Origin of the sequence: Modestobacter marinus, from assembly GCF_011758655.1 — a bacterium.
GTDB lineage: Bacteria > Actinomycetota > Actinomycetes > Mycobacteriales > Geodermatophilaceae > Modestobacter > Modestobacter marinus.
This window is the reverse complement of record NZ_JAAMPA010000001.1, coordinates 2,953,216-2,972,060: the sequence shown is the minus strand read 5'-3', so window position 1 is coordinate 2,972,060 and position 18,845 is coordinate 2,953,216. Positions and strand designations below refer to the sequence as shown.

Here is an 18,845-nt window from a genome sequence, read left to right as displayed (position 1 = left end):
GATGACCGCGACCCACCGCCCCTCCGGGGTCGACCCGGCCGAGGTGCGCAGCCTGTTCCTGTTCGCCGAGCTGGCCGAGGCCGACCAGCACTGGGTCGCCGAGCACAGCGACGTGCGGGTGTACGACGCCGACGTCGTCGTCTTCGCCGAGGGGCAGCCCTCCGACGCCCTCTACGTGCTGCTCGAGGGTGGGCTGCTGCTGTCCAAGCACACCGACGGCGAGGACGTCGTGCTCAACGACACGACGCACCGCGGGGCCTACGCCGGCGCCGTCCGGGCGTTCACCCAGAGCCGTGACCCGAACTACCAGACCACGCTGCGCACCACCCGGCCCAGCCGGTTCCTCCGGCTGCCGGCCGAGGACTTCGCGGCGCTGGTGCACCGGCAGTGCCCGATGGCGGTGCACCTGCTCGACGGCCTGTACGAGGGCATCCGGATGACCGAGTCGACGATGCGCCAGCGCGAGCACCTGGTGCAGCTGGGCACCCTGTCGGCCAACCTCGCCCACGAGCTGAACAACCCGGCCGCGGCCGCGGTTCGGGCCACCGAGCAGCTGCGTTCCCGGGTGGCCGGCATGCGCCGGAAGCTGGGGCTGCTGTCGGAGGCCGGGCTCTCCCCCGAGCTGGTCACCCGGCTGATCCGGACGCAGGAGACGGCCGTCGAGCGGGCGCTCAAGCCGCGCGCGGACCTGACCGCGCTGGAGGAGAGCGACCTCGAGGACGCGATCGCCGACCGGCTGGAGGACATCGGCGTCGAGCAGGCGCTGGAGCTCGCGCCGGTGTTCGCCGGCTCCGGCATGGACGCCCAGTGGGTGGACGACGTCGTGGAGCAGGTCGACTCCGGGCTGGAGTGGGACGCCGCGTTCGGCTGGCTCCGCTACACCCTGGAGACCGAGGCGCTGATGGACGAGATCGAGGAGGCGACCACCCGGATCTCCTCCCTCGTCGGAGCGGTGAAGCAGTACTCGCACCTGGACCAGGCCCGGCACTCCGACGTCGACGTCAAGCCCGGGCTGGAGAGCACGCTGGTGATGCTGGCCCGCAAGCTCACCGGCATCGTGGTGCGCCGCGACTACGCCGCCGACCTGCCCCAGGTGCCCGGCTACCCGGCCGAGCTGAACCAGGTCTGGACCAACCTGATCGACAACGCCGCCGACGCGATGGAGGGCTCGGGCGTGCTGACCCTGCGCACCCGGGCCGACGGGCACGCGGTCTTCGTAGAGGTCACCGACGACGGGCCGGGGGTGCCGGAGGCGGTGCGCCAGGACCTGTTCGAGCCGTTCGTGACCACCAAGCGGGCCGGGGAGGGCAGCGGGCTCGGCCTGGACAACACCCGGCGGATCGTCGAGCGCCGGCACGGCGGGTCGCTGACGTACACCACCGGCCCGGAGGGGACGACGTTCTGCGTCCGGCTGCCGCTGAGCCGGGCGCACTGACCTCCGGTGGCCGGCTGGCAGGTGCAGGACGGCGTCGCGTGCGGGCACGCCGACGGGCTGCCCGCGGCACCCGGCCCGGCCCAGGCGTGCGAGGACTGCCTGCGGGTCGGCGGGCAGTGGGTGCACCTGCGGCGCTGCCTGGGCTGCGACCACGTCGGGTGCTGCGACTCCTCACCGCACCGGCACGCCACGGCGCACGCGGGCGCGACCGGGCACCCGGTGGTCGCCTCCGCCGAGCCGCGCGAGCACTGGGCCTGGTGCTACCCCGACCAGGCCCTCCTCCTCCCCCAGCGCCCGTCCAGCAGTGATCAGGTCACCTGATCAGCAACTGGCCTCCCGCACCAGCGTTGGTGCAGGAGGACAGCGTTGGCTCAGGTCACCTGATCACTGCTGCGGGTCAGCTGCGGACGTAGGGGATGGTCTGCGGGCCCTCGGGCAGCACGCAGACCCGGGCGCCGGGGCCGGCCTCCCCGACCGCCTCGGCGACGGTGGCCGCGATGTCGGTGGTCTGCGCCAGGTGCGCGTCGGCCAGCTGCGCGTCGCTGAGGTGGTCGGTGTGCATGACCACCCGGTGCGCCGACTGGATCCGGGCCTGGATCTGCACCTGCCACTGGTCGGGCACGGTCTGCTCGCGGGCACCGATCAGCTCCAGCAGCGCCTCCGGTGACGCGGCCGAGGTGAGCACCTCCCGGTAGGAGCCGTGGTCGGGGAACCCGTCCTCGCAGGCGGCGGCGCAGACGATCAGCCCGTCGGGCCGGGTGACCTGCGCGGCCGCCGACATGCCCTTCACCGACTGGTACAGGTTCTGGTCCAGCGGGAACCCCGAGCCGGTGGTGACGACGACGTCGAACGGCGCCTCCACCGGCGCCATCGCCACCTCGCGGGCCCGCTCGATCGCGACCGCGTGCATCTCCAGGGTGTCCCCGCCGAACGCGGCGATGACCTCCTGCCGGGTGTTGAGCACGACGTCGAAGGAGTAGGTGACGTCGGTGCCGGCGGTGATCGCCCGGACGTCGTCGTGCACCGGGTTGCCCTGGGTGACGCCCCAGGTCGCCCGCGGGTCACCGATCCGCTCGGCGTCGTGCAGCACCAGCACGGTGTCCAGCGCGGCCAGCCCGGGCGCGACCATCTTCGGGCCACCGGAGAACCCGGCGAAGAAGTGCGGCTCGACGAAGCCGGTGGTGATCCGCACGTCGGCGTCCACCCACTGCTCGTTGAGCCAGACCGGCACGCCGTCGCCGAAGGTGCCCATCCAGCGGTGCGTGTCGCTGGCCCGGGAGTCGTGGTTGACGATCCGGACGGTGTCCACGACCTCGTCGCCGAACATCGCCCGCAGCTCGGCGTCGGTGTTGGCCCGGTGGGTGCCGGTGGCGACCAGGACGACGACGTCCTCCAGGCGCACGATGCCGTCGAGCTCGTCGAGCACCGCGGGGATCATCAGGTGCCGGGGCTGGGCGCGGGTGCCGTCACAGGCCGAGATCGCCACCGTCTGCCCCGGCCGCACCCGCTCCCGCAGCGGCGGGCCGCCCACCGGCTCGCGCAGCGCCCGGCGCAGCTCGGCGGGGACGTCGGGGGCGGCGGCGTGCTGCACCGGGGTGATCACCGCCGCGTCGTCCGGGAGCTCGACGGCGAGCCCTCCGCGCCCGTAGGCGAGCGTCACCTGCTGCACGTCGTCCTCCTGGAGCCGGGTGCCCCATCAGACCACCCGCCGCCGCATCCCACCGGGCGACCGTGTGCCGCCGAGCGCCCCGGGTAGCTGCCGGGGATGAGCGACGCGAGCTTCGTGGATACCCTGGGCGTGTACGACCGCACGGCGGACGACGGGACGGCGCACCTGCGGCTGGACGTCACCGACCGGCACCTCAACGAGGCGGGCACGCTGCACGGCGGGGTGCTCGCCACCCTCGTCGACACCGCGATGGGCCACGCCGTGCGCAGCCGCACCGGGGAGGACGGCGTACCGGCCACCAGCCAGCTGACGCTGACCTACCTCCGGCCGGGCGCCCCCGGGTCGCTGCTCGTGACCGGGCGGGTCAGCAAGCAGGGCGAGCACCTCACGGTGTGCGAGGCCGACGTCGAGCAGGACGGCCGCAGCCTGGTGCACGCCGTCGCCACGTTCGCGGTGCTGCACCGGTGACCTGACCCCGCGCCGGGCGGGCTCACGGCCCGTGCTGTGCGGCCCCCGGGGACGAGCGAAGGGCACCTGGACCAGGTGCTGGTCCAGGTGCCCCTTCGTCGAGCAGCGGGTCAGGCGGGCCGGCGACCGGCCAGCCGACGGGCCGCGGCGAGTGCGTCGGTGTCGAGGGCGTCGGTGTCCCCGCCCTGGCGCGCCGCCGCCTGGCCGTCCAGCCAGCTGACGTGCGCCTCCCAGGCGGCCCGCGGCGGGACGCCGAGCGCCCGGCCGATCTGCTGCCAGTCGGCGCCGCCGCGGAGTGCGGCGCGGATGCCGAGCTGGCGGTGGGCGTGCGCCTTGCGGGCCACGACCTCGCCCAGGGCGAGCAGCTCGAGGGCCTCGTCGACGTCCAGCGAGGTGCCCAGGGCCTTGAAGCTCGCCCAGTCGTCGTCGTCGTCCGCGCGGTCGTTCGCGCCGTCGACGGCGACGTTGTCGCGCCGGCTCAGGAAGTCCAGCCGGGTCACGGCGGTCACGAGCGAGAACTCGCTCTCCAGCACCTCAGGGGTGGTGGCGACCTCAGGCACAGTGGTCATGAGGGCCAGCATTTCCCGGACTCCGGCTGCTGTAACGCGATCGTGACGTTTGTCTCGCGCGCGACCGGGTGGCCTCGCACACGGTGGCCGACCGGACGCGGGACGTGCCCTGCCCGGTCCCGCACCACGACGGGCCGGGCAGGTGACCTCACTCCGGCACGCCCACCGCTTCCTTCGCGAGGGCCGCGAGCCGGGTCTGGACCGCGCTGACCACGCTGGAGCGCGCCTTGTGCGCCTCCTCGTACCGGATGATCGTGTTGATCTGCTGCGGGTCGTCGAGCTGCTTGACCGCGCTGGCGATCTGTGCGGTGGACATCGAGTCGTAGCCCTTGATGGGCAGCTCGTCGGCGGTGAGGTCACCGAGCTCCCGGCGGGTGGCGGCGACCGCCTCGGCCGCCGCGGTGTCGCCCTCCCGCTCGGCGATGCGCTCGGCACGGCGCAGCGAGGCGAGCCGGCCGACGGCGAGGGTCTCCCGCACGGCACCGGCGAGGGCACCGGCCTTCTGCACCGCTCCCCCGACGACGCCGTTGACCGTGCCCCCGGCCTGGTCGCCGGCGTGCTGCACGGTGTCCACGGCCCGGTTGACCGTGTCCGCGGCGAACCGGACCGGCAGGTTCGCCAGCTTGCTGGCACCACCGGCCACCCGCTGGAACGGCGTGGCCACCAGCGCCGCGGGGCCGCCCAGGGCCTGCTCGGCGAGGACCACGGTGAGCCACTCGACGGTGGCCGAGTGCGCCGTGACCAGCCGCTCGGCGAGGGCCTTGACCTCCGGCTGCCCGGCGGTGTCGGCCAGCACCTTCAGGTAGGTGGCGCGGTCCAGCAGCTGGTGCTCCAGCTGGAGGTCCTGCAGCAGCGCCTCGTCGATCGGCTCCGCCTGCTCCAGCGCGCCCTTGACCAGGGCGCCGAGCCGGCCCAGCGCCGGCGTGACGACGTCGGCCACTCCGCTGAGCTCGCAGAGCTGGCCGGCGATGGCGGTGCTGCGCTCGGCGGCGTGCTCGGCGTTCTGCGCCAGTTCCCGCCGGACGGCGTCGGTGCGCGCCTGGGCGACCCGGATCCGGGCGATCTGCTCCTCGGTCCGGGTCAGCGCCAGCAGGGCACGCAGCTGGGTGATGAGGGGGGCGGTGTGGGTCATGGTGTCGGTCATGGGGACTCCAGGGGGTCGGGTGTGACCTGACTGCTGGTCCATGCCCACCCGAGCCGGCCGCTAACAGGAGCAAGCAGCCGGCCGACCATGACCGTCATCACATCGGTGCACGCGTGACCCCCTCGCACTGGGTAGCCGCCGGGGGACCTGCGCCCCCTTCGAGCGACAGCGTGGACAGTGGGGGCACACGAGGAGGTGAGCAGTGGCCACGACGAGCGACCAGACGAGCGACCGAACGAGTGACGACGTGCGCGACCCGGACCTGGTGGCCGTGCAGGAGGGGCCCGAGGCGGCCGGCGAGCTGACCCGTTCCGCCGGCCTGGACCGGGAGAAGATCCTGCAGGCCGCCATCGACTTCATCGACGAGCACGGCCTGGCCGCCCTGACCATGCGCCGGCTGGGCTCCACGCTCGGCGTCGAGGCGATGGCGCTCTACCGCTACGTGCCCGGCCGGGAGGACCTGCTCGACGGGGTCGTGGAACGGGTCGTGGAGACGCTCTGGGACGACCAGGACGGCGACGACGTCCAGATCGTCGACCACTCCGGGTGGCAGGACTACCTGGTTCGGCTCGCCCACGGGATGCGCCGCATCGCCCTCGCCCACCCGGCGGTGTTCCCCCTGGTGGCCAGCCGCCCACCGGCCGCTCCCTGGGTGCGCCCGCCGCTGCGCAGCCTGCGGCTGGTCGAGTCCTTCCTCGGCACCCTGTGCGAGGGCGGCTTCTCCGACCAGGCCGCCGTCGCGGCGTACCGCGCCTACTCCAGCTTCCTGCTCGGCCACCTGCTGCTGGAGGTCACCCAGATCGGCGCCCAGGTGAGCCTGCTCGACCAGCCCGAGGGCGACCCGCAGGCCCAGCGCGAGACCGACCTGGCCCGGTACCCGAACCTGTCCCGGACCGAGCCCCTGCTCGGCCAGGACAGGTCGGCGGCGGAGTTCGAGGAGGCGCTGGAGAACCTGCTGGACCGGCTGGAGCGGGTGCTGCACGAGGCGAAGAACTCCGGCGGTGACATCGGCGATCTCTGACCGGGTCCGGGTCCTCCGGCTCGCGGCCGAGATTCCGGCCCCGAGATCGTTTACGCCGTAAACGGACGGGCACAGAGGCGTTCGCCGACCGGGCGTGCCGACACGGTGCGCACCGGTCCACCTCAGCCCTCCCCCTGGAAGGAACGCCCGTGATCACGCAGCAGGACATCTCCAGCATCATCGGCAGCAACGCCGTGGACGCCGACGGCGACAAGCTCGGCAAGGTCGGCCAGGTCTACCTGGACGACCAGACCGGCACCCCCGAGTGGGCCACCGTCAGCACCGGCATGTTCGGCACCTCGGAGTCCTTCGTCCCGCTCAGCGACGCCACCGTCGCCGAGGGCACCCTCCGCGTCCCCTACCAGAAGGCCAAGGTCAAGGACGCCCCCCGGGTGGACGCCGACCAGGGTCACCTCAGCCCCGAGGAGGAGACCGAGCTCTACCGCTACTACGGCGTCGGCGTCGGGACCGCCCGGACCGAGACCGTCGGCACCGAGACCGTCGGGACCGACGCCAACCGCCACGGCACCGTGGGCCACGACACCTCCGGCCCGACGACCGACGACGCGATGACCCGCTCCGAGGAGCAGCTCCGGGTCGGCACCCAGCAGGTCGAGGCCGGCCGGGCCCGGCTGCGCAAGTACGTCGTCACCGAGAACGTCACGACGACCGTCCCGGTCTCCCACGAGGAGGTCCGGCTCGAGCGTGAGCCGATCACCGACGCCAACCGCGGCGAGGCGCTGGCCGGCCCGGAGATCTCCGAGGAGGAGCACGAGGTCGTGCTGCACGCGGAGCGCCCGGTGGTCGCCAAGGAGGCCGTCCCCGTCGAGCGCGTGCGCCTGGACACCGAGACGGTGACCGAGCAGGAGACCGTGACCGACACGGTCCGCAAGGAGCAGATCGAGAGCGACGTCGACGGCGTCCGGGACACCGACCGCCGCTGATCCACCGGGGCGGTCCGCCCGACCGGCGGACCGCCCCGCACCACCCGCACAACCCGCACGACCCCCGCGACCGCGCCGGCCAGCCCCGCCCGCCCGTCGCCCCTGTACTCGTCACGGTCGGCGCGCGGCTGCTCGCCCGCCGACCGTGACGACCCCTCCCCTGGAGCCACCATGACCGGCAGCACCGCCCCCTCCGACCCGTCCGACCGCGGCACCTCGGTCGGCGACCGGACGACCAGCTTCCGCAACAACGAGGTGGACCCCGGCACCGGCGCCCGTGCCAGCCGGGGCGCCGCCCGCGACGCCGTCGACCGCCAGCACGACCGCTTCGGCGGCATCAAGTGGGGTGCGGCGTTCTTCGGCTGGCTGTCCGCCAACGGCCTGGCCGTCCTGCTCATCGCGGCCGTCTCCGCCGCCGGGGTCGCCATCGGGCTGACCGAGGGCGTCCCCTCCGTCGACGAGGCCGCCGCCAACGCCGACGGCATCGGGATCGGCGGCGGCATCGCGCTGCTCGTCGTCCTCTTCCTGGCCTACCTCGCGGGTGGCTACGTCGCCGGCCGGATGGCCCGCTTCGACGGCGTCCGTCAGGGCATCGCGGTGTGGGTCGTCGGCCTGCTGGTGGTCCTCGTCCTGGCCGTCGCCGGGGCGGTCCTCGGCTCGCAGTACAACGTGCTCTCCGACCTGGACCTGCCGCGCATCCCGATCGACGAGGGCACCCTCACGACCGCCGGCATCATCGCGCTGCTCGCCGTCCTGCTGGTCACGCTGCTCGGCGCCGTGCTCGGCGGCAAGCTCGGCGAGCGCTTCCACCGCAAGGTGGACCGGGCGGGCTTCGCCGCCTGACCCACCCGGACCGGTCCGCCGGTCCGCACAGCGATCCCGGTACCGCCACCGTTGGCCTGGGGGAAGGCCAACGGCGGTGGTACCGCTGTGTCGGGGGTCGGTCGGGCCGGCCCCGGGACGCCTGCCGGGGTGGCTGGGGCTGATGGGGTGACACCCCGGACCCGGCCTGCGTGTTGCGCGGGCCGGAGCCGCGGACGTCTCACATCGTGACGCCATGGCCTACCCCTACCGCACGGCGCGGGCCGTGATGATGGTCGGCTCGCTGGACGACCCGGCCGGCCAGACGGCGCGGCTGATCGGCCCCGCGCACGCCACCCTGGGGCTGAGCGGGGCACGCGGCCGCACTGCCCTCTGCGGCGCCTACGTGGCCCGGGACGAGGCGGTGCCGTGGCCACCGCCGGCCGACCGCGGCGACGCGCTCTGCGCCGACTGCGACACCCTCGCCCGGCTCTGAGCAGCCGGTCCGCGCGGCACCACGCCCGGTGCGGGCGAGCTGCGCACCGACCCCAGCGGACGCCGGTCGTCACACCCGCCCCACCCGTCCGGCTCGCCTGAGCGGAACGGTCCGTCCGACCGGGTACACAGACTCCATGCGCAACGCGGCCGACCTCCAGGTGAGCTCCGAGGGCCCCGCGGCGGCGTCCTCGCCGACGGTCTCGGTCGAGCTCACGGTCAGCCCGGTGGTCAGCTCTGCGCTGGCCGCCCACGGCGTCCCGGTCGTCTCCCGGCTCAGCCTCACCGGCAGCACCTCGACGGTCCGCGGGGCGGTGCTCCGGCTGTCCGTGCAGGACGCCGAGGGCGAGCTCGGAGCCGCCGTCGAGCGGCTGGTCGACCTCGACGCCGGCCGCACCACCGTGGTCGACGACACCGGCCTCACCCTCGACCCGGCCGCCCTGCGGCAGCGCGGGGAGCCCCGGCCGAGCTGGCTGCAGGTGGAGCTGACCGCCGCAGGCCGGGTGCTGGCCGAGCACCGGGAGCCGGTGACGGTCCTGGCCGCCGGCCAGTGGCTGGCCGCGCCCCTGCCGCTGGCCCTGGAGGTGCTCGCCGCCCACGTCCAGCCGCAGCACCCGGCGATCGGCGCGCTGGTCGCCGACGCGACCACCCTGCTCGAGGAGGGCACCGGCAGCGGCAGCCTGACCGGCTACGCCGACGGGCCCGACCGGGTCGACGACGTGGTCGAGGCGATCACCTGGGCGGTGCGCCGCCGCGAGGTCCGGCACAGCGAGCCGCCGGCCGGCTGGACCGAGGACGGGCAGCACGTCCGCGACCCCGGGGAGGTCCTCGACGACCGGGCCGGCACCTGCCTGGACACCGTCGTCACCCTCGCCGCCGCCCTCGAGCACGCCGGCCTGCGCCCGTTGCTGTGGGTGGTCGAGGGGCACGCCTTCCTCGGCTACTGGCGCGAGGAGCGCAGCGCCGCGACGGCGGCGACCACCGACGTCGCGGCCCTGGTGGCGCTGGTCGACCAGCGCGTGATCGGCCTGGTCGAGACGACGCTGCTGACCGACCGCGGCAACACCACGCCCGACCTCCACGGCCCGGCCTACGCCGCCTGGCTGTCCGGCGACCTGTCCCGGGTCCTGGGCGTGACCGACGTCCACCGAGCCCGGCTCGACGGGGTCCGCCCGCTGCCCGACCACACCGGCGCCGAGGACGACGCGGCGCCGGAGCCCGAGCTGCACGCGGCCGCGGCACCGGCGCTCCCCGACACCCCGGCGGCCCCCGGGACCGACCACCGCCCGCCCGCCCCGGCCCGGGTCCGGCAGTGGCAGGACGACCTGCTCAGCCCCAGCGTGCGCACCCGGCTGATCGACCACGCCGAGGGGTCGGGGCTGCCGCTCACGGTGCCGCCGGACGCCCTGGCGGCGCTGGCGGAGCTGGTCGAGGGCGGAGCCACGCTGACCCTCCTGCCCGGTGACCGGGTGGCCGGTGTGCAGGCCGACACCGGGCTGCGCACCGCCCGCGACCTGCCCGCCCAGCACCTGCTCCAGCAGCTCACCGAGCGCCGGTCGCTGCACGTCGACGTCCCCGCCGCCGGCTACCCGTCCCGGCTGCGCGCCCTCGCCCACCGGGCCCGCACGGTGGTCGAGCAGACCAGCGCGAACGGCCTGTACCTCGCCCTGGGCAGCCTGCTCTGGGAGCTCGACGGCCGCCCGCTGCGGTCACCGGTGGTGCTCGTCCCCGTCCTGCTCACCCCGGCCCGCGACGGCGGGTACCGGCTGACGGTGGACGAGGCCGGGAGCACCGTGCCGAACGGCTGCCTGCTGGCCGAGCTCCGCCGGGTGCACGGCCTGACCGTGCCCGGGCTGACCGGAGCGGCCGACGACAGCGCCGAGATCGGCGCGACCGCGGCGCTGGACGCGCTCCGCGCGGCGCTGGCCACCGCCGCGCTCCCCCACCGGGTCGAGGCGACCGCCGAGCTGGCCGTCCTGCCGGTCGCGGCGTACCGGCTGTGGCGTGACCTCGACGAGCACTGGGCCGAGCTCACGGCCAACCCGCTGGTCGCCCACCTGGTGCACGCCCCGGCCGAGCGCTTCGTCGACCCGGTGCCCGCGCCCGCCGACCCGGTCGACCTCGACGAGCTCGCCGCCCGGTGCCCGCTGCCCGCGGACGCCGCCCAGCTGGCTGCGGTCGCCGCGGCCACCGCCGGGCGGACGATCGTCGTCCAGGGCGCACCCGGCACCGGCAAGTCGCAGACGATCGGCAACCTGCTCACCCGGGCCGTCGCCGAGGGTCAGCGGGTCCTGTTCGTCGCCGAGAAGCGCGCCGCCCTGGACGCCGTCGCCCGGCGGCTGGACGCGGTCGGCATGGGCCCGCTCGCGCTCCACCTGCACGACAAGGGCAGCCGGCCGGCCGTCGTCCGGGCCCAGGTCCGGGCCGCACTGGCGCACGCGGTCGACGTCGACGCCCAGGGCCTGGCCGCCGACGCCGAGGAGCTGCGCTCGGCCCGCCGCACCCTGCAGCACCACGCCGAGCGGCTGCACGCGGAGAACCCGGCGGGCCTGTCGCTGTACTCAGCCCGCACCGCCGAGCTGGGCGCCGCCCCCGACGTCGACCCGCTCCCGGTGACCGCCCGCTTCGCCGCCCGCGCCACCGCCGAGGTGGTGACCGAGGTGCACCACGCGCTGGCGCTGCTGCCCGACATCGCCGGCCTGGCGCACCCCTCGGCCGGGCACGCGTGGGCCTTCATCGACACCATCGACCTCGACATCACCGAGGTGCAGCAGGCCGCGGTCGCCGTCGACGCCGCGATCCGGGAGCTGCCGGGCGAGGGAGGTCTGGCCGCCGTCCTGCGCGCCGCCGGCACCCCGGAGGACCTGGACGCCCTCGTGCACCTGCTCGGCGGGCCCCGGATCGGGCTGGCCGTGCTGGACGAGGTGCGCACGGCGCGCTGGCAGGCCGCCACCGACGACCTGCTCGGTGAGATCGCCGAGCTCACCGCCGCGCCGCACCCCGGCCTGGACATACTCACCCCGGCGGCGCTCGACCTGCCGCTGGCCGACCTGTTCGTGCAGGCGCAGGAGGCCGCGGCGGCGAGCTGGGTGGCGCGGCGCGGCAAGCTGGCCACCGTCCGGGACCAGCTGGCCCCGGCGCTGCGCCCGGGCGCCTCGATCCGGCCCGGCGACGTCCCCGAGCTGACCGCCGACCTCCGGCGGGTGCAGACCGCCGTCCGGGCCCTGGCCTCGCGGGCGGCCGGCATCCCGGGGCTGCAGGTGCCGCCCGGGTGGAACCCCTTCACCGAACCGGGCCGGTCGGTGTTCGACGCCGAGGTGCGCTGGCTGCGCCGTGCCGCTGCCACGGTCGACGGCAGCGCCGGCTTCGCCACCGCCGTCCGCCGGTTCCTCGCCGCCGGCCCGGTGACCGACGTGTCCGGGGCGCGCACCGTCGCCCGGCTGCGCGACGCGCTCCGCCAGCTGCTGACGGTCTGCTCCAGCAGCTCGGCGCAGCTGGGCGCGTGGAGCGGCGAGGACGGGCTGGTGCTGCGCTGGACGCTGACCCGGCCGGAGCGCGGCGTGGAGTACGTGCACCCGATGTCGCTGCGCCGCTGGGTCAGCCTGCTGGACACCCTGGAACCGCTGCGGCTGGCCGGGCTGACCGAGGCCCGGCTCCTGCTGCTGCACGGCAGGGTGCCCGCCGACGACGCGGTGCGCGCCTTCGACCGGGGGCTCGCGGAGGCCTCGGTCGCCGAGCGGCAGCAGGCCACCGGGCTGGACGCCTTCGACGCCGGGCGGCAGGAGCGGGCCCTCGCCCGCTTCGCCGCGGCGTCCCGCGCCGTGCGCTCGCACCTGGTCGACGCCGTCCCCGCCGGGGTGCTGGCGGCCCGGCCGTTCGACGCGTCCACGGCCGAGGGCCCGGTCGGCGCCCTGCGGCGGGAGCTGGCCGAGCAGCGCGAGGGGCACTCCGAGCCCGGGCTGGGCGTGCGCGGGCTGCTGGCGGCCCACGGCGAGCTGATCACCGCCGTCCTGCCGTGCGTGCTGGCCACCCCCGAGTCGGTGGCGCGGTTCCTCCCCGCGGTCGCCGGCCAGTTCGACCTGGTCGTGTTCGACGAGGCCTCGCAGCTCCGGGTCGCCGACGCCGTCGGCGCACTGGGCCGGGCCCGGGCCGCGGTGGTGGTCGGGGACAGCGCGCAGCTGCCGCCGCTCCCTCCCGGCCTCGACGACGTGGACCCGGCCGCCGATGCCGCCCCGACCGCGCCGAGCCTCCTCGCCGAGTGCGTGCAGGCCGGGGTGCCGCAGCAGCGGTTGTCCTGGCACTACCGCAGCCAGGACGAGTCGCTGATCGCCTTCAGCAACGCCCGGTACTACGACGGCCGGCTCTCCTCCTTCCCGGCACCGCTGCACGGGGGCGCCTCCCCCGCCCCGGCCGGCCACGGGGTGTCCCTGGTGCGCGTCGAGGGCACCTTCGTGCGCTCGGGCCCCGGCATGCGCACGAACCCGGTGGAGGCCCACGCGGTCGTCGGCGAGGTGCTGCGCCGGTTCTCCTCCGCCGCCCCCGCGGTCCCGTCGATCGCGGTGATCGCCTCGACCGCGCCGCAGCGGGCACTGATCGAGGAGCTGCTGCGCGACTCCGGGGACGAGCGCGTGGTCGACGCGCTGGACCGCTCCGACGGCGAGGGGCTGCTCGTCAAGGACCTGGACACCGTCCAGGGAGACGAGCGGGACGCCGTGTTCCTCTCCCTCGGCTTCAGCGCCGACGCGCGCGGCCGGCTGTCCCTGGACCTCGGGCCGCTGAGCCGGGTCGGCGGGGAACGGCGGCTGAACGTGGCCGTCACCCGCGCTCGCCGGCAGGTCGTCGTCTTCAGCTCCTTCGCCCCCGAGCAGCTGCACGCCGAGCAGACCACGTCGGTGGGGGTCCGGGACCTGCGCGCCTACCTCGACCGGGCCGCCTCCGGCACCGTCGCCCCCACCCACCCCGGGACGTCGCCCGACCGGCACCGCGACGAGGTGGCCGACGAGCTCCGCGCCCGGGGACTGGTGGTGCGCACGGACGTCGGCCTGTCGGACTTCCGCCTCGACCTCACCGTCGCCCCCGCGTCGGCACCGGACACCCCGGTGCTGGCCGTGCTGCTCGACGGCCCGGCCTGGGCGCGGCGTCGCACCGTCGGGGACCGCGACGGCCTGCCGGCCGAGGTGCTCGGCGAGCTGCTGCGCTGGCCGGCCGTCGAGCGGGTGTGGCTGCCGAGCTGGCTGGCCGACCGCGAGGCCGTGCTGACCACGCTGGAGGCGGCCGTCGCAGCAGCGACCCCCACTCCGGCCCCGGCCGCGGTCGAGCCCGAACCGGAGCCCGAGGTCGAGGAGCCCTACGACGGCCCGCTGGCCGACGTCATCCCGCTCCGCCCGCTGGCGACCCGGGTGGCTCCGGCCCGCGAGCCCGAGCCCGTGGTCGTGCCCGAGCCCCTGGTCGTGCCCGAGCCCGTGGTCGAGCCTGAGCCCCTCCTGACCGAGCCCGTGGTGAGCGAGCCCGTCGCGGTCGAGCCCGTCGCGGTCGAGCCCGTCGCGGTCGAGCCCGTGGCCGTCGCCGAGCCGGCCGCTGTCGCCGAGCCGGCTGCCCCGCGACCGCCGGCGGCACCGAAGCGCACCGCCGGGACGTCGCCGAAGGCGCCGGCCAGGGCCGCCCGCGCTCAGGCGCCGCTGGACGAGGAGCAGCCGTTCATCGCCTGGACGCCGAAGCCCGCGGGCGACAAGAGGCAGCTGGACCAGCTGAGCGACCCCGCCGTCGCGCGGCAGGTCCGCCGGGTGCTCACCGCCGGCCTCAAGGCGGAGGGGCCGGTGCACCGCGACCGGCTGACCCGGCTCACCGCCGGGGCGTTCGGGCTGTCCCGGGTGACCGAGGCGCGGCGGGACGCCCTGGTGGCACTGCTGCCGGCCGGCGCCGTCGACGGCGAGTTCCTGTGGCCGGCCTCGATCGACCGGGCGACGTGGCGCTGGTTCCGCCGTCAGGCCAGCAGCACCGCGCGGCCGCTGGAGCACGTGGCGCCGCAGGAGATCGCGAACGCGATGGTGGCACTGTGCCGGGCCGGCAGCGGCCTGACCCGCGACGAGCTGCAGGTCCGGACGCTCGAGGTCTTCGGCCACCGCCGGCGCACCGCGGCCCTGCTGCCGCTGCTGGACGCGCCCCTGGCCGCCGCCCTGGCCGCCGGCCGGCTCACCGCGCAGCCGTCCGGCCGGCTCACCGTCTGACCCCGTCCAGCGGGTTGGCCCGCACGCGATCGGCGAAGCCCTCGGCGACGAACTGCCCGGCCAGGGACGTGGGCTTGCGGCGCGCCTGCTCGGTGAAGCAGCCGAGGAACTCCTCGGCCAGCCCGAGCCGCGGGAAGGCGTCGAGCACCTCGGCCCGGAAGCCGGCCGGCCAGTCGTCGGGACGGCGACCGGAGACGTCCAGCCCGGTGGCCAGTTCGAGCAGGTGGCCCTCCGGGTCGACGTCCACGTCCACCTCCGGGGCCATGTGGGCGACGATGACCTCGGCGGTTCGCCGGCGGCGATCGGCGTCCCATCCGGCGCCCGCGCCGAACACCCAGGCCACCGCCCCGCCGGCCTCCTCGAACGGCACGGTGGCGCTGTCGAACACCGGCACCAGCCCGATGTCGTGCAGCATCGCCGCGACGTAGAGCAGCTCGGCGTCGAAGGCGATCCCGCGCTCCCGGCCGTACGCAGCGGCCCAGAGGTGGGCCCGCCGGCAGTGGTTGAGCAGCGCCGGCGAGTGGAAGGCCCGGGCCACCTCGAGCGCGGAGGCGGGGGTGTCGGGGACGAGGTCGTCGAGGGGCACGGACGGCAGTCTGGCGGCCCTCCGTGCCCCACGGACGGCATTCGACCCGACTCGGCAGGAACCCCGCGAACGGCGGCCGGATCGCCCCCGTCGGCTCAGCCGGCCGGCGTCCAGCCGGTGCTCCGCAGCCACCCGGGCAGGTCGTGCAGGTCGGGCACCAGCGTCCGGCTGGTGGCGAGGTGACCCTGGTAGGCGGGGAGCTCGGCGAACCAGCGGAACATCCTCGTCATGTCCTCATCCCCGCCGAGCACCGACAGCGGCAGCGCCTCGTAGCGGCCGGGCAACCCCGCCGCAGCTCCGAACGCCTCGGCGATCTGCGCACCGGTCCGCTCGTCGCCGACGAGCTCCACCGCACCGCCGGGCACCCGGCCGGGCTCCCGCAGCAGCGCCGCGGCGGCGACGCCGATGTCCTGGACGGCGACCATCTGCAGCGGGACGTCGGCCGGCAGGGGCAACCGCACGACGACCACGCCGTCCTCCACCGCCGGGCCCTGGGCGGTCAGGTTCTCCAGGAAGAAGACCGGCCGCAGGAAGGTGGCCGGCAGCCCCAGCGCCGTGATGTGCTCCTCGACCCGCCGCTTGCTCTCGAAGTGCGGGACGCGGGTCTCTCGTTCCGCGCCACCGACCGAGCTGTACACCAGGTGCTCGACGCCCACGTCGGCCGCGGCATCGGCGAGGGCCCGGCCGTCCACCACCTCACCGTCGACGCCGCGTCCGTCGGCGAAGGTGGTCATCGCGAACACCTGGTCGGCCCCGCGGAACGCGGTGCGCAGCGACTCCGGGTCGCGGAGATCGGCCCGGACCAGGTCCGCGCCCCGTGCGGCCAGCGCCTGGGCGGCGGCCTTCCCCGGGTCACGGACCAGGGCGCGGACCCGCACGCCGGCGTCGAGCAGTGCCCGCGCGGCCGCCCCACCCTGCTGACCGGTCGCGCCGACGACGGCGACGACCGGGCTGACGCTGCTGCTGTCCATGCTGTACTCCCTCGGACCAGGGACCACCTCGTGCGGTTCCTGTAGTCGGCTAACCGATAGCCGGCTCTCGTTCATCCCGGAGGTGGGCACGCTGGAGCAGGACCAACCGCTCGACGCGCCGTCGGTCGCGGCGGCCGGGCCGGTGAGCGCGCTAATCCCGGTGGTCGCCCGGGCACATCGCACGCTGGCGGGGAGCCTGCTGCGGGAGGTCGGCCTCTACCCGGGCCAGGAGCTCCTGCTGATGCAGCTGTGGGAGCACGAGCCCCGCTCCCCCGGCGAACTCGCCCGGGCCCTGCAGGTCGAGCCGCCGACGGCGGTCAAGGCGGTCTCCCGACTGGAGGAGGCGGGCTTCGTGCAGCGGGAACGGTCCACCGATGACCGCCGGGTGGTGCTGGTGTCGCTGACCGCGAGCGGCCGGGAGCTGCGGGCGCGGGTCGAGCAGATCTGGGCCGAGCTCGAGCGGCGCACGGTCGGGGACCTGAACCAGGCCGACCGCGCGCGGCTGATCGAGCTGTTGAGCTCGATCAGCCGCAACGTCGGTGACGTCGGCCCGGACCCGTACGGGCCCTGACCGCGCCCCGGCGGGTCAGCCGCGGCGGCGGGTGGTGCCGGTGGTGCCGCCGCTCTTCTTGCCGCGCATCGAGGAGATCGCGCTCTTGATCTTGCGCTGGTTCTCCGGCTTCTGCGCGGCCGAGATGGCCTTCTTCGCCGCCGCGCCCTTGGCCAGCTTGCTGAACATGCCCATGGTCTTCTCCTTCGTCTCGTCGACCGGTCCTGCTCCTGTCGGTGCCCGCCCAGCCCGGACTCAACCGGCACGGGCGGGTCTCGTTCAGCCGGCGGCCGGCCGGTCCTGCTCGGCGTCCTCGTCCTCGTCCTCGTCGTCGGCCTGGGCCTCGTCCTCGTCCGGCGCGTCCCCCAGGCCGCTGTCCCGGGCCAGCAGGTAGGTCGCCCCGCCCAGCAGCGCCCCGGCGATCACCGAGAGCACCACGACCACCGGTGGGCTGACCGACCCCAGCGCCCAGGTGAGCAGCGACCGGGAGCGGGAGGTCGGGTCCGCCAGGACCACCCCCACGAAGACGGCGGCGAGCACCCCGGCGCCGGCCGCGAAGACGGCGGAGGCCCGGCCGGTCCACCCGAGGCGGTCGGCGAGCTCCCGGGCGGCGCGCACGATCCGGCCGGCCCGCAGCACCCGGAGCGCGCCGACCGCCCGCACCAGCCGCAGCAGCTGCACCGGACCGACCGCCAGCACGATGGCCACCAGCACGGCGACGCTGAGCAGCAGCAGTCCGGCGTGCCCCTTGATCCAGGCGCGTTTGTCCTGCGCCACGACCAGCAGCACGACCGCCTCGCCGACGAGGACGACGCCGCTGGCGATGTCCACCCAGCGCCCGGCCGTGCCCAGGGGGCCGCCGGCGAAGGTGAGGAACATCGCCGGGACCGAGGCGAGGGCGGCGACCAGCACCGGGAGCGCCAGCCGACGCTCCCACCGCTCCTCCCGGCTCACCCCGGCCTCGGCACGGCGCTCGGACGGGCTCAGGACGACGGGGTCAGGGCACGCACCCGCTCGATGAGCTCGCTCTTGCAGACCTGGAGGAAGCCGTCGGGGTCCGGGCCGGCGTTCTGGAAGACGAGGTGGTCGAAGCCGGCGTCCACGTAGGGCTGCGCCTGCTGCACGTGCCGGTCGAGGTCGGGGCCGCAGGAGAACTGGCCCTTGACGTCCTCGGCGGTCACCGTGCTGCTGGCGGCGTCGAAGTTGACCGGGTTGGGCAGCTCGCTCATCACCTTCCAACCGGACAGTGCCCAGCGGCTGGTCTTCAGCGCCTCCTGGGCGGCGGCGTCCTCGTCGGTCGCCCAGGCCATCGGCACCTCGGCGTACTTCGGCCCGCTGCCCCCGTGCTCGGCGTAGGCCTGCACCAGCTCGGGCTTGGGCTCGGTGGCGAACAGCCCGCTGCCGTACTGGGCCGCGAGCTTGGAGGCACCCGGCCCGCCGCTGGCGACGGCGATCACCGGCAGCTGGTCGGGCAGGTCGAAGACCCGGGCGTCCTCCAGCGTGAGGTACTTCCCCTCGTAGGACTGGTAGCCGCCCTGCCAGAGCAGGTTGATGATCTCCAGGGCCTCGCGGAGCATGTGGTGCCGGATCCGGACGGCCGGCCAGCCCCCGCCGACCACGTGCTCGTTGAGCCGCTCGCCGGCGCCGATGCCGAGGGTGAACCGGTTGCCGGAGAGGATCTGCACGGTCGCCGCGGCCTGGGCGATGATCGCCGGGTGGTACCGCACCGTCGGGCAGGTGACCCCGGTGGCCAGGCCGATCCGTTCGGTCCGCGCCGCCATGCTGCCCAGCATCGACCAGGTGAACCCGCTGTGGCCCTGCTCCTCCAGCCACGGGTGGTAGTGGTCGCTGAGCTCGACGAAGTCGAAGCCGGCCTCCTCGGCGGCCACCGTCTGCTCGACGATCTCCGTCGGGCTGAATGCCTCCGTGGCGAGCTTGTAGCCGACCTGCATGGGGTGTCCCTCC

17 protein-coding genes are annotated in these 18,845 nt (G+C 75.4%); 9 read left to right on the top strand and 8 right to left on the bottom strand.

Annotation, left to right across the window (positions count from 1 at the left end):
* Position 1 precedes the first annotated feature (1 nt).
* Positions 2-1,435, top strand: a complete 1,434-nt coding sequence (locus FB380_RS14000; RefSeq protein WP_166755566.1) for an ATP-binding protein — start codon at positions 2-4, stop codon at positions 1,433-1,435.
* Between the two features lie 6 nt (positions 1,436-1,441).
* Complete coding sequence (locus FB380_RS13995) at positions 1,442-1,756, top strand: UBP-type zinc finger domain-containing protein (protein ID WP_229681874.1); 315 nt, start codon at positions 1,442-1,444, stop codon at positions 1,754-1,756.
* A gap of 76 nt (positions 1,757-1,832) precedes the next feature.
* Here the strand turns inward: FB380_RS13995 and larA are convergent, their stop codons facing one another.
* Positions 1,833-3,104: a nickel-dependent lactate racemase gene (gene larA, locus FB380_RS13990; protein ID WP_166755565.1), complete on the bottom strand. Its 1,272-nt coding sequence runs from the start codon at positions 3,102-3,104 to the stop codon at positions 1,833-1,835.
* A 96-nt stretch (positions 3,105-3,200) separates the two neighbouring features.
* On the opposite strand from larA, the gene FB380_RS13985 reads away from it, so the two are divergent.
* Entirely contained in the window at positions 3,201-3,572 is a 372-nt protein-coding gene (locus tag FB380_RS13985; protein WP_166755563.1) for a PaaI family thioesterase, read from the top strand.
* A gap of 110 nt (positions 3,573-3,682) precedes the next feature.
* On the opposite strand, the gene FB380_RS13980 is transcribed toward FB380_RS13985, so the two are convergent.
* Both FB380_RS13980 and FB380_RS13975 read right to left on the bottom strand, forming a co-directional pair.
* On the bottom strand, positions 3,683-4,141 hold the full coding sequence (locus tag FB380_RS13980) for a hypothetical protein (RefSeq protein WP_166755562.1): 459 nt from the start codon (positions 4,139-4,141) through the stop codon (positions 3,683-3,685).
* Between the two features lie 148 nt (positions 4,142-4,289).
* Positions 4,290-5,285 carry a DUF8129 domain-containing protein gene (locus tag FB380_RS13975; protein ID WP_166755560.1) on the bottom strand — a complete coding sequence of 332 codons (996 nt, stop codon included), beginning with the start codon at positions 5,283-5,285 and terminating at the stop codon, positions 4,290-4,292.
* Between the two features lie 202 nt (positions 5,286-5,487).
* On the opposite strand from FB380_RS13975, the gene FB380_RS13970 reads away from it, so the two are divergent.
* The 5 genes from FB380_RS13970 to FB380_RS13950 all read left to right on the top strand — a co-directional run bounded on the left by FB380_RS13970 (position 5,488) and on the right by FB380_RS13950 (position 14,773).
* On the top strand, positions 5,488-6,306 hold the full coding sequence (locus FB380_RS13970; RefSeq protein WP_166755559.1) for a TetR/AcrR family transcriptional regulator: 819 nt from the start codon (positions 5,488-5,490) through the stop codon (positions 6,304-6,306).
* 149 nt (positions 6,307-6,455) lie between these two features.
* Positions 6,456-7,250, top strand: a complete 795-nt coding sequence (locus FB380_RS13965) for a DUF2382 domain-containing protein (protein ID WP_166755557.1) — start codon at positions 6,456-6,458, stop codon at positions 7,248-7,250.
* A 171-nt stretch (positions 7,251-7,421) separates the two neighbouring features.
* Positions 7,422-8,093: a hypothetical protein gene (locus FB380_RS13960; protein ID WP_229681873.1), complete on the top strand. Its 672-nt coding sequence runs from the start codon at positions 7,422-7,424 to the stop codon at positions 8,091-8,093.
* A 214-nt stretch (positions 8,094-8,307) separates the two neighbouring features.
* Positions 8,308-8,547 (top strand): hypothetical protein, encoded by a 240-nt coding sequence (locus tag FB380_RS13955; RefSeq protein WP_166755556.1) that lies wholly within the window; start codon positions 8,308-8,310, stop codon positions 8,545-8,547.
* 136 nt (positions 8,548-8,683) lie between these two features.
* Entirely contained in the window at positions 8,684-14,773 is a 6,090-nt protein-coding gene (locus FB380_RS13950; protein WP_166755555.1) for a DUF3320 domain-containing protein, read from the top strand.
* Here FB380_RS13950 and FB380_RS13945 read toward each other — a convergent pair.
* A complete protein-coding gene (locus FB380_RS13945) occupies positions 14,763-15,359 on the bottom strand; it encodes an HD domain-containing protein (RefSeq protein WP_166755554.1) in 597 nt (198 codons plus the stop codon). The genes FB380_RS13950 and FB380_RS13945 overlap by 11 nt on opposite strands.
* A gap of 95 nt (positions 15,360-15,454) precedes the next feature.
* The gene (locus FB380_RS13940) at positions 15,455-16,330 is read right to left on the bottom strand and encodes an NmrA/HSCARG family protein (protein ID WP_166755552.1); all 876 of its coding nucleotides are present in this window, start codon (positions 16,328-16,330) and stop codon (positions 15,455-15,457) included.
* 82 nt (positions 16,331-16,412) lie between these two features.
* Here FB380_RS13940 and FB380_RS13935 point away from each other — a divergent pair, with 82 nt between their 5' ends.
* Entirely contained in the window at positions 16,413-16,901 is a 489-nt protein-coding gene (locus tag FB380_RS13935) for a MarR family winged helix-turn-helix transcriptional regulator (RefSeq protein ID WP_166755550.1), read from the top strand.
* A gap of 15 nt (positions 16,902-16,916) precedes the next feature.
* Here the strand turns inward: FB380_RS13935 and FB380_RS13930 are convergent, their stop codons facing one another.
* From FB380_RS13930 to FB380_RS13920, 3 genes are all read right to left on the bottom strand, one after another.
* Positions 16,917-17,075, bottom strand: a complete 159-nt coding sequence (locus FB380_RS13930) for a hypothetical protein (RefSeq protein WP_166755549.1) — start codon at positions 17,073-17,075, stop codon at positions 16,917-16,919.
* 84 nt (positions 17,076-17,159) lie between these two features.
* On the bottom strand, positions 17,160-17,834 hold the full coding sequence (locus tag FB380_RS13925) for a hypothetical protein (protein ID WP_188959517.1): 675 nt from the start codon (positions 17,832-17,834) through the stop codon (positions 17,160-17,162).
* A gap of 29 nt (positions 17,835-17,863) precedes the next feature.
* Positions 17,864-18,832 carry a TIGR03557 family F420-dependent LLM class oxidoreductase gene (locus FB380_RS13920; protein WP_166755548.1) on the bottom strand — a complete coding sequence of 323 codons (969 nt, stop codon included), beginning with the start codon at positions 18,830-18,832 and terminating at the stop codon, positions 17,864-17,866.
* Positions 18,833-18,845 lie beyond the last annotated feature (13 nt).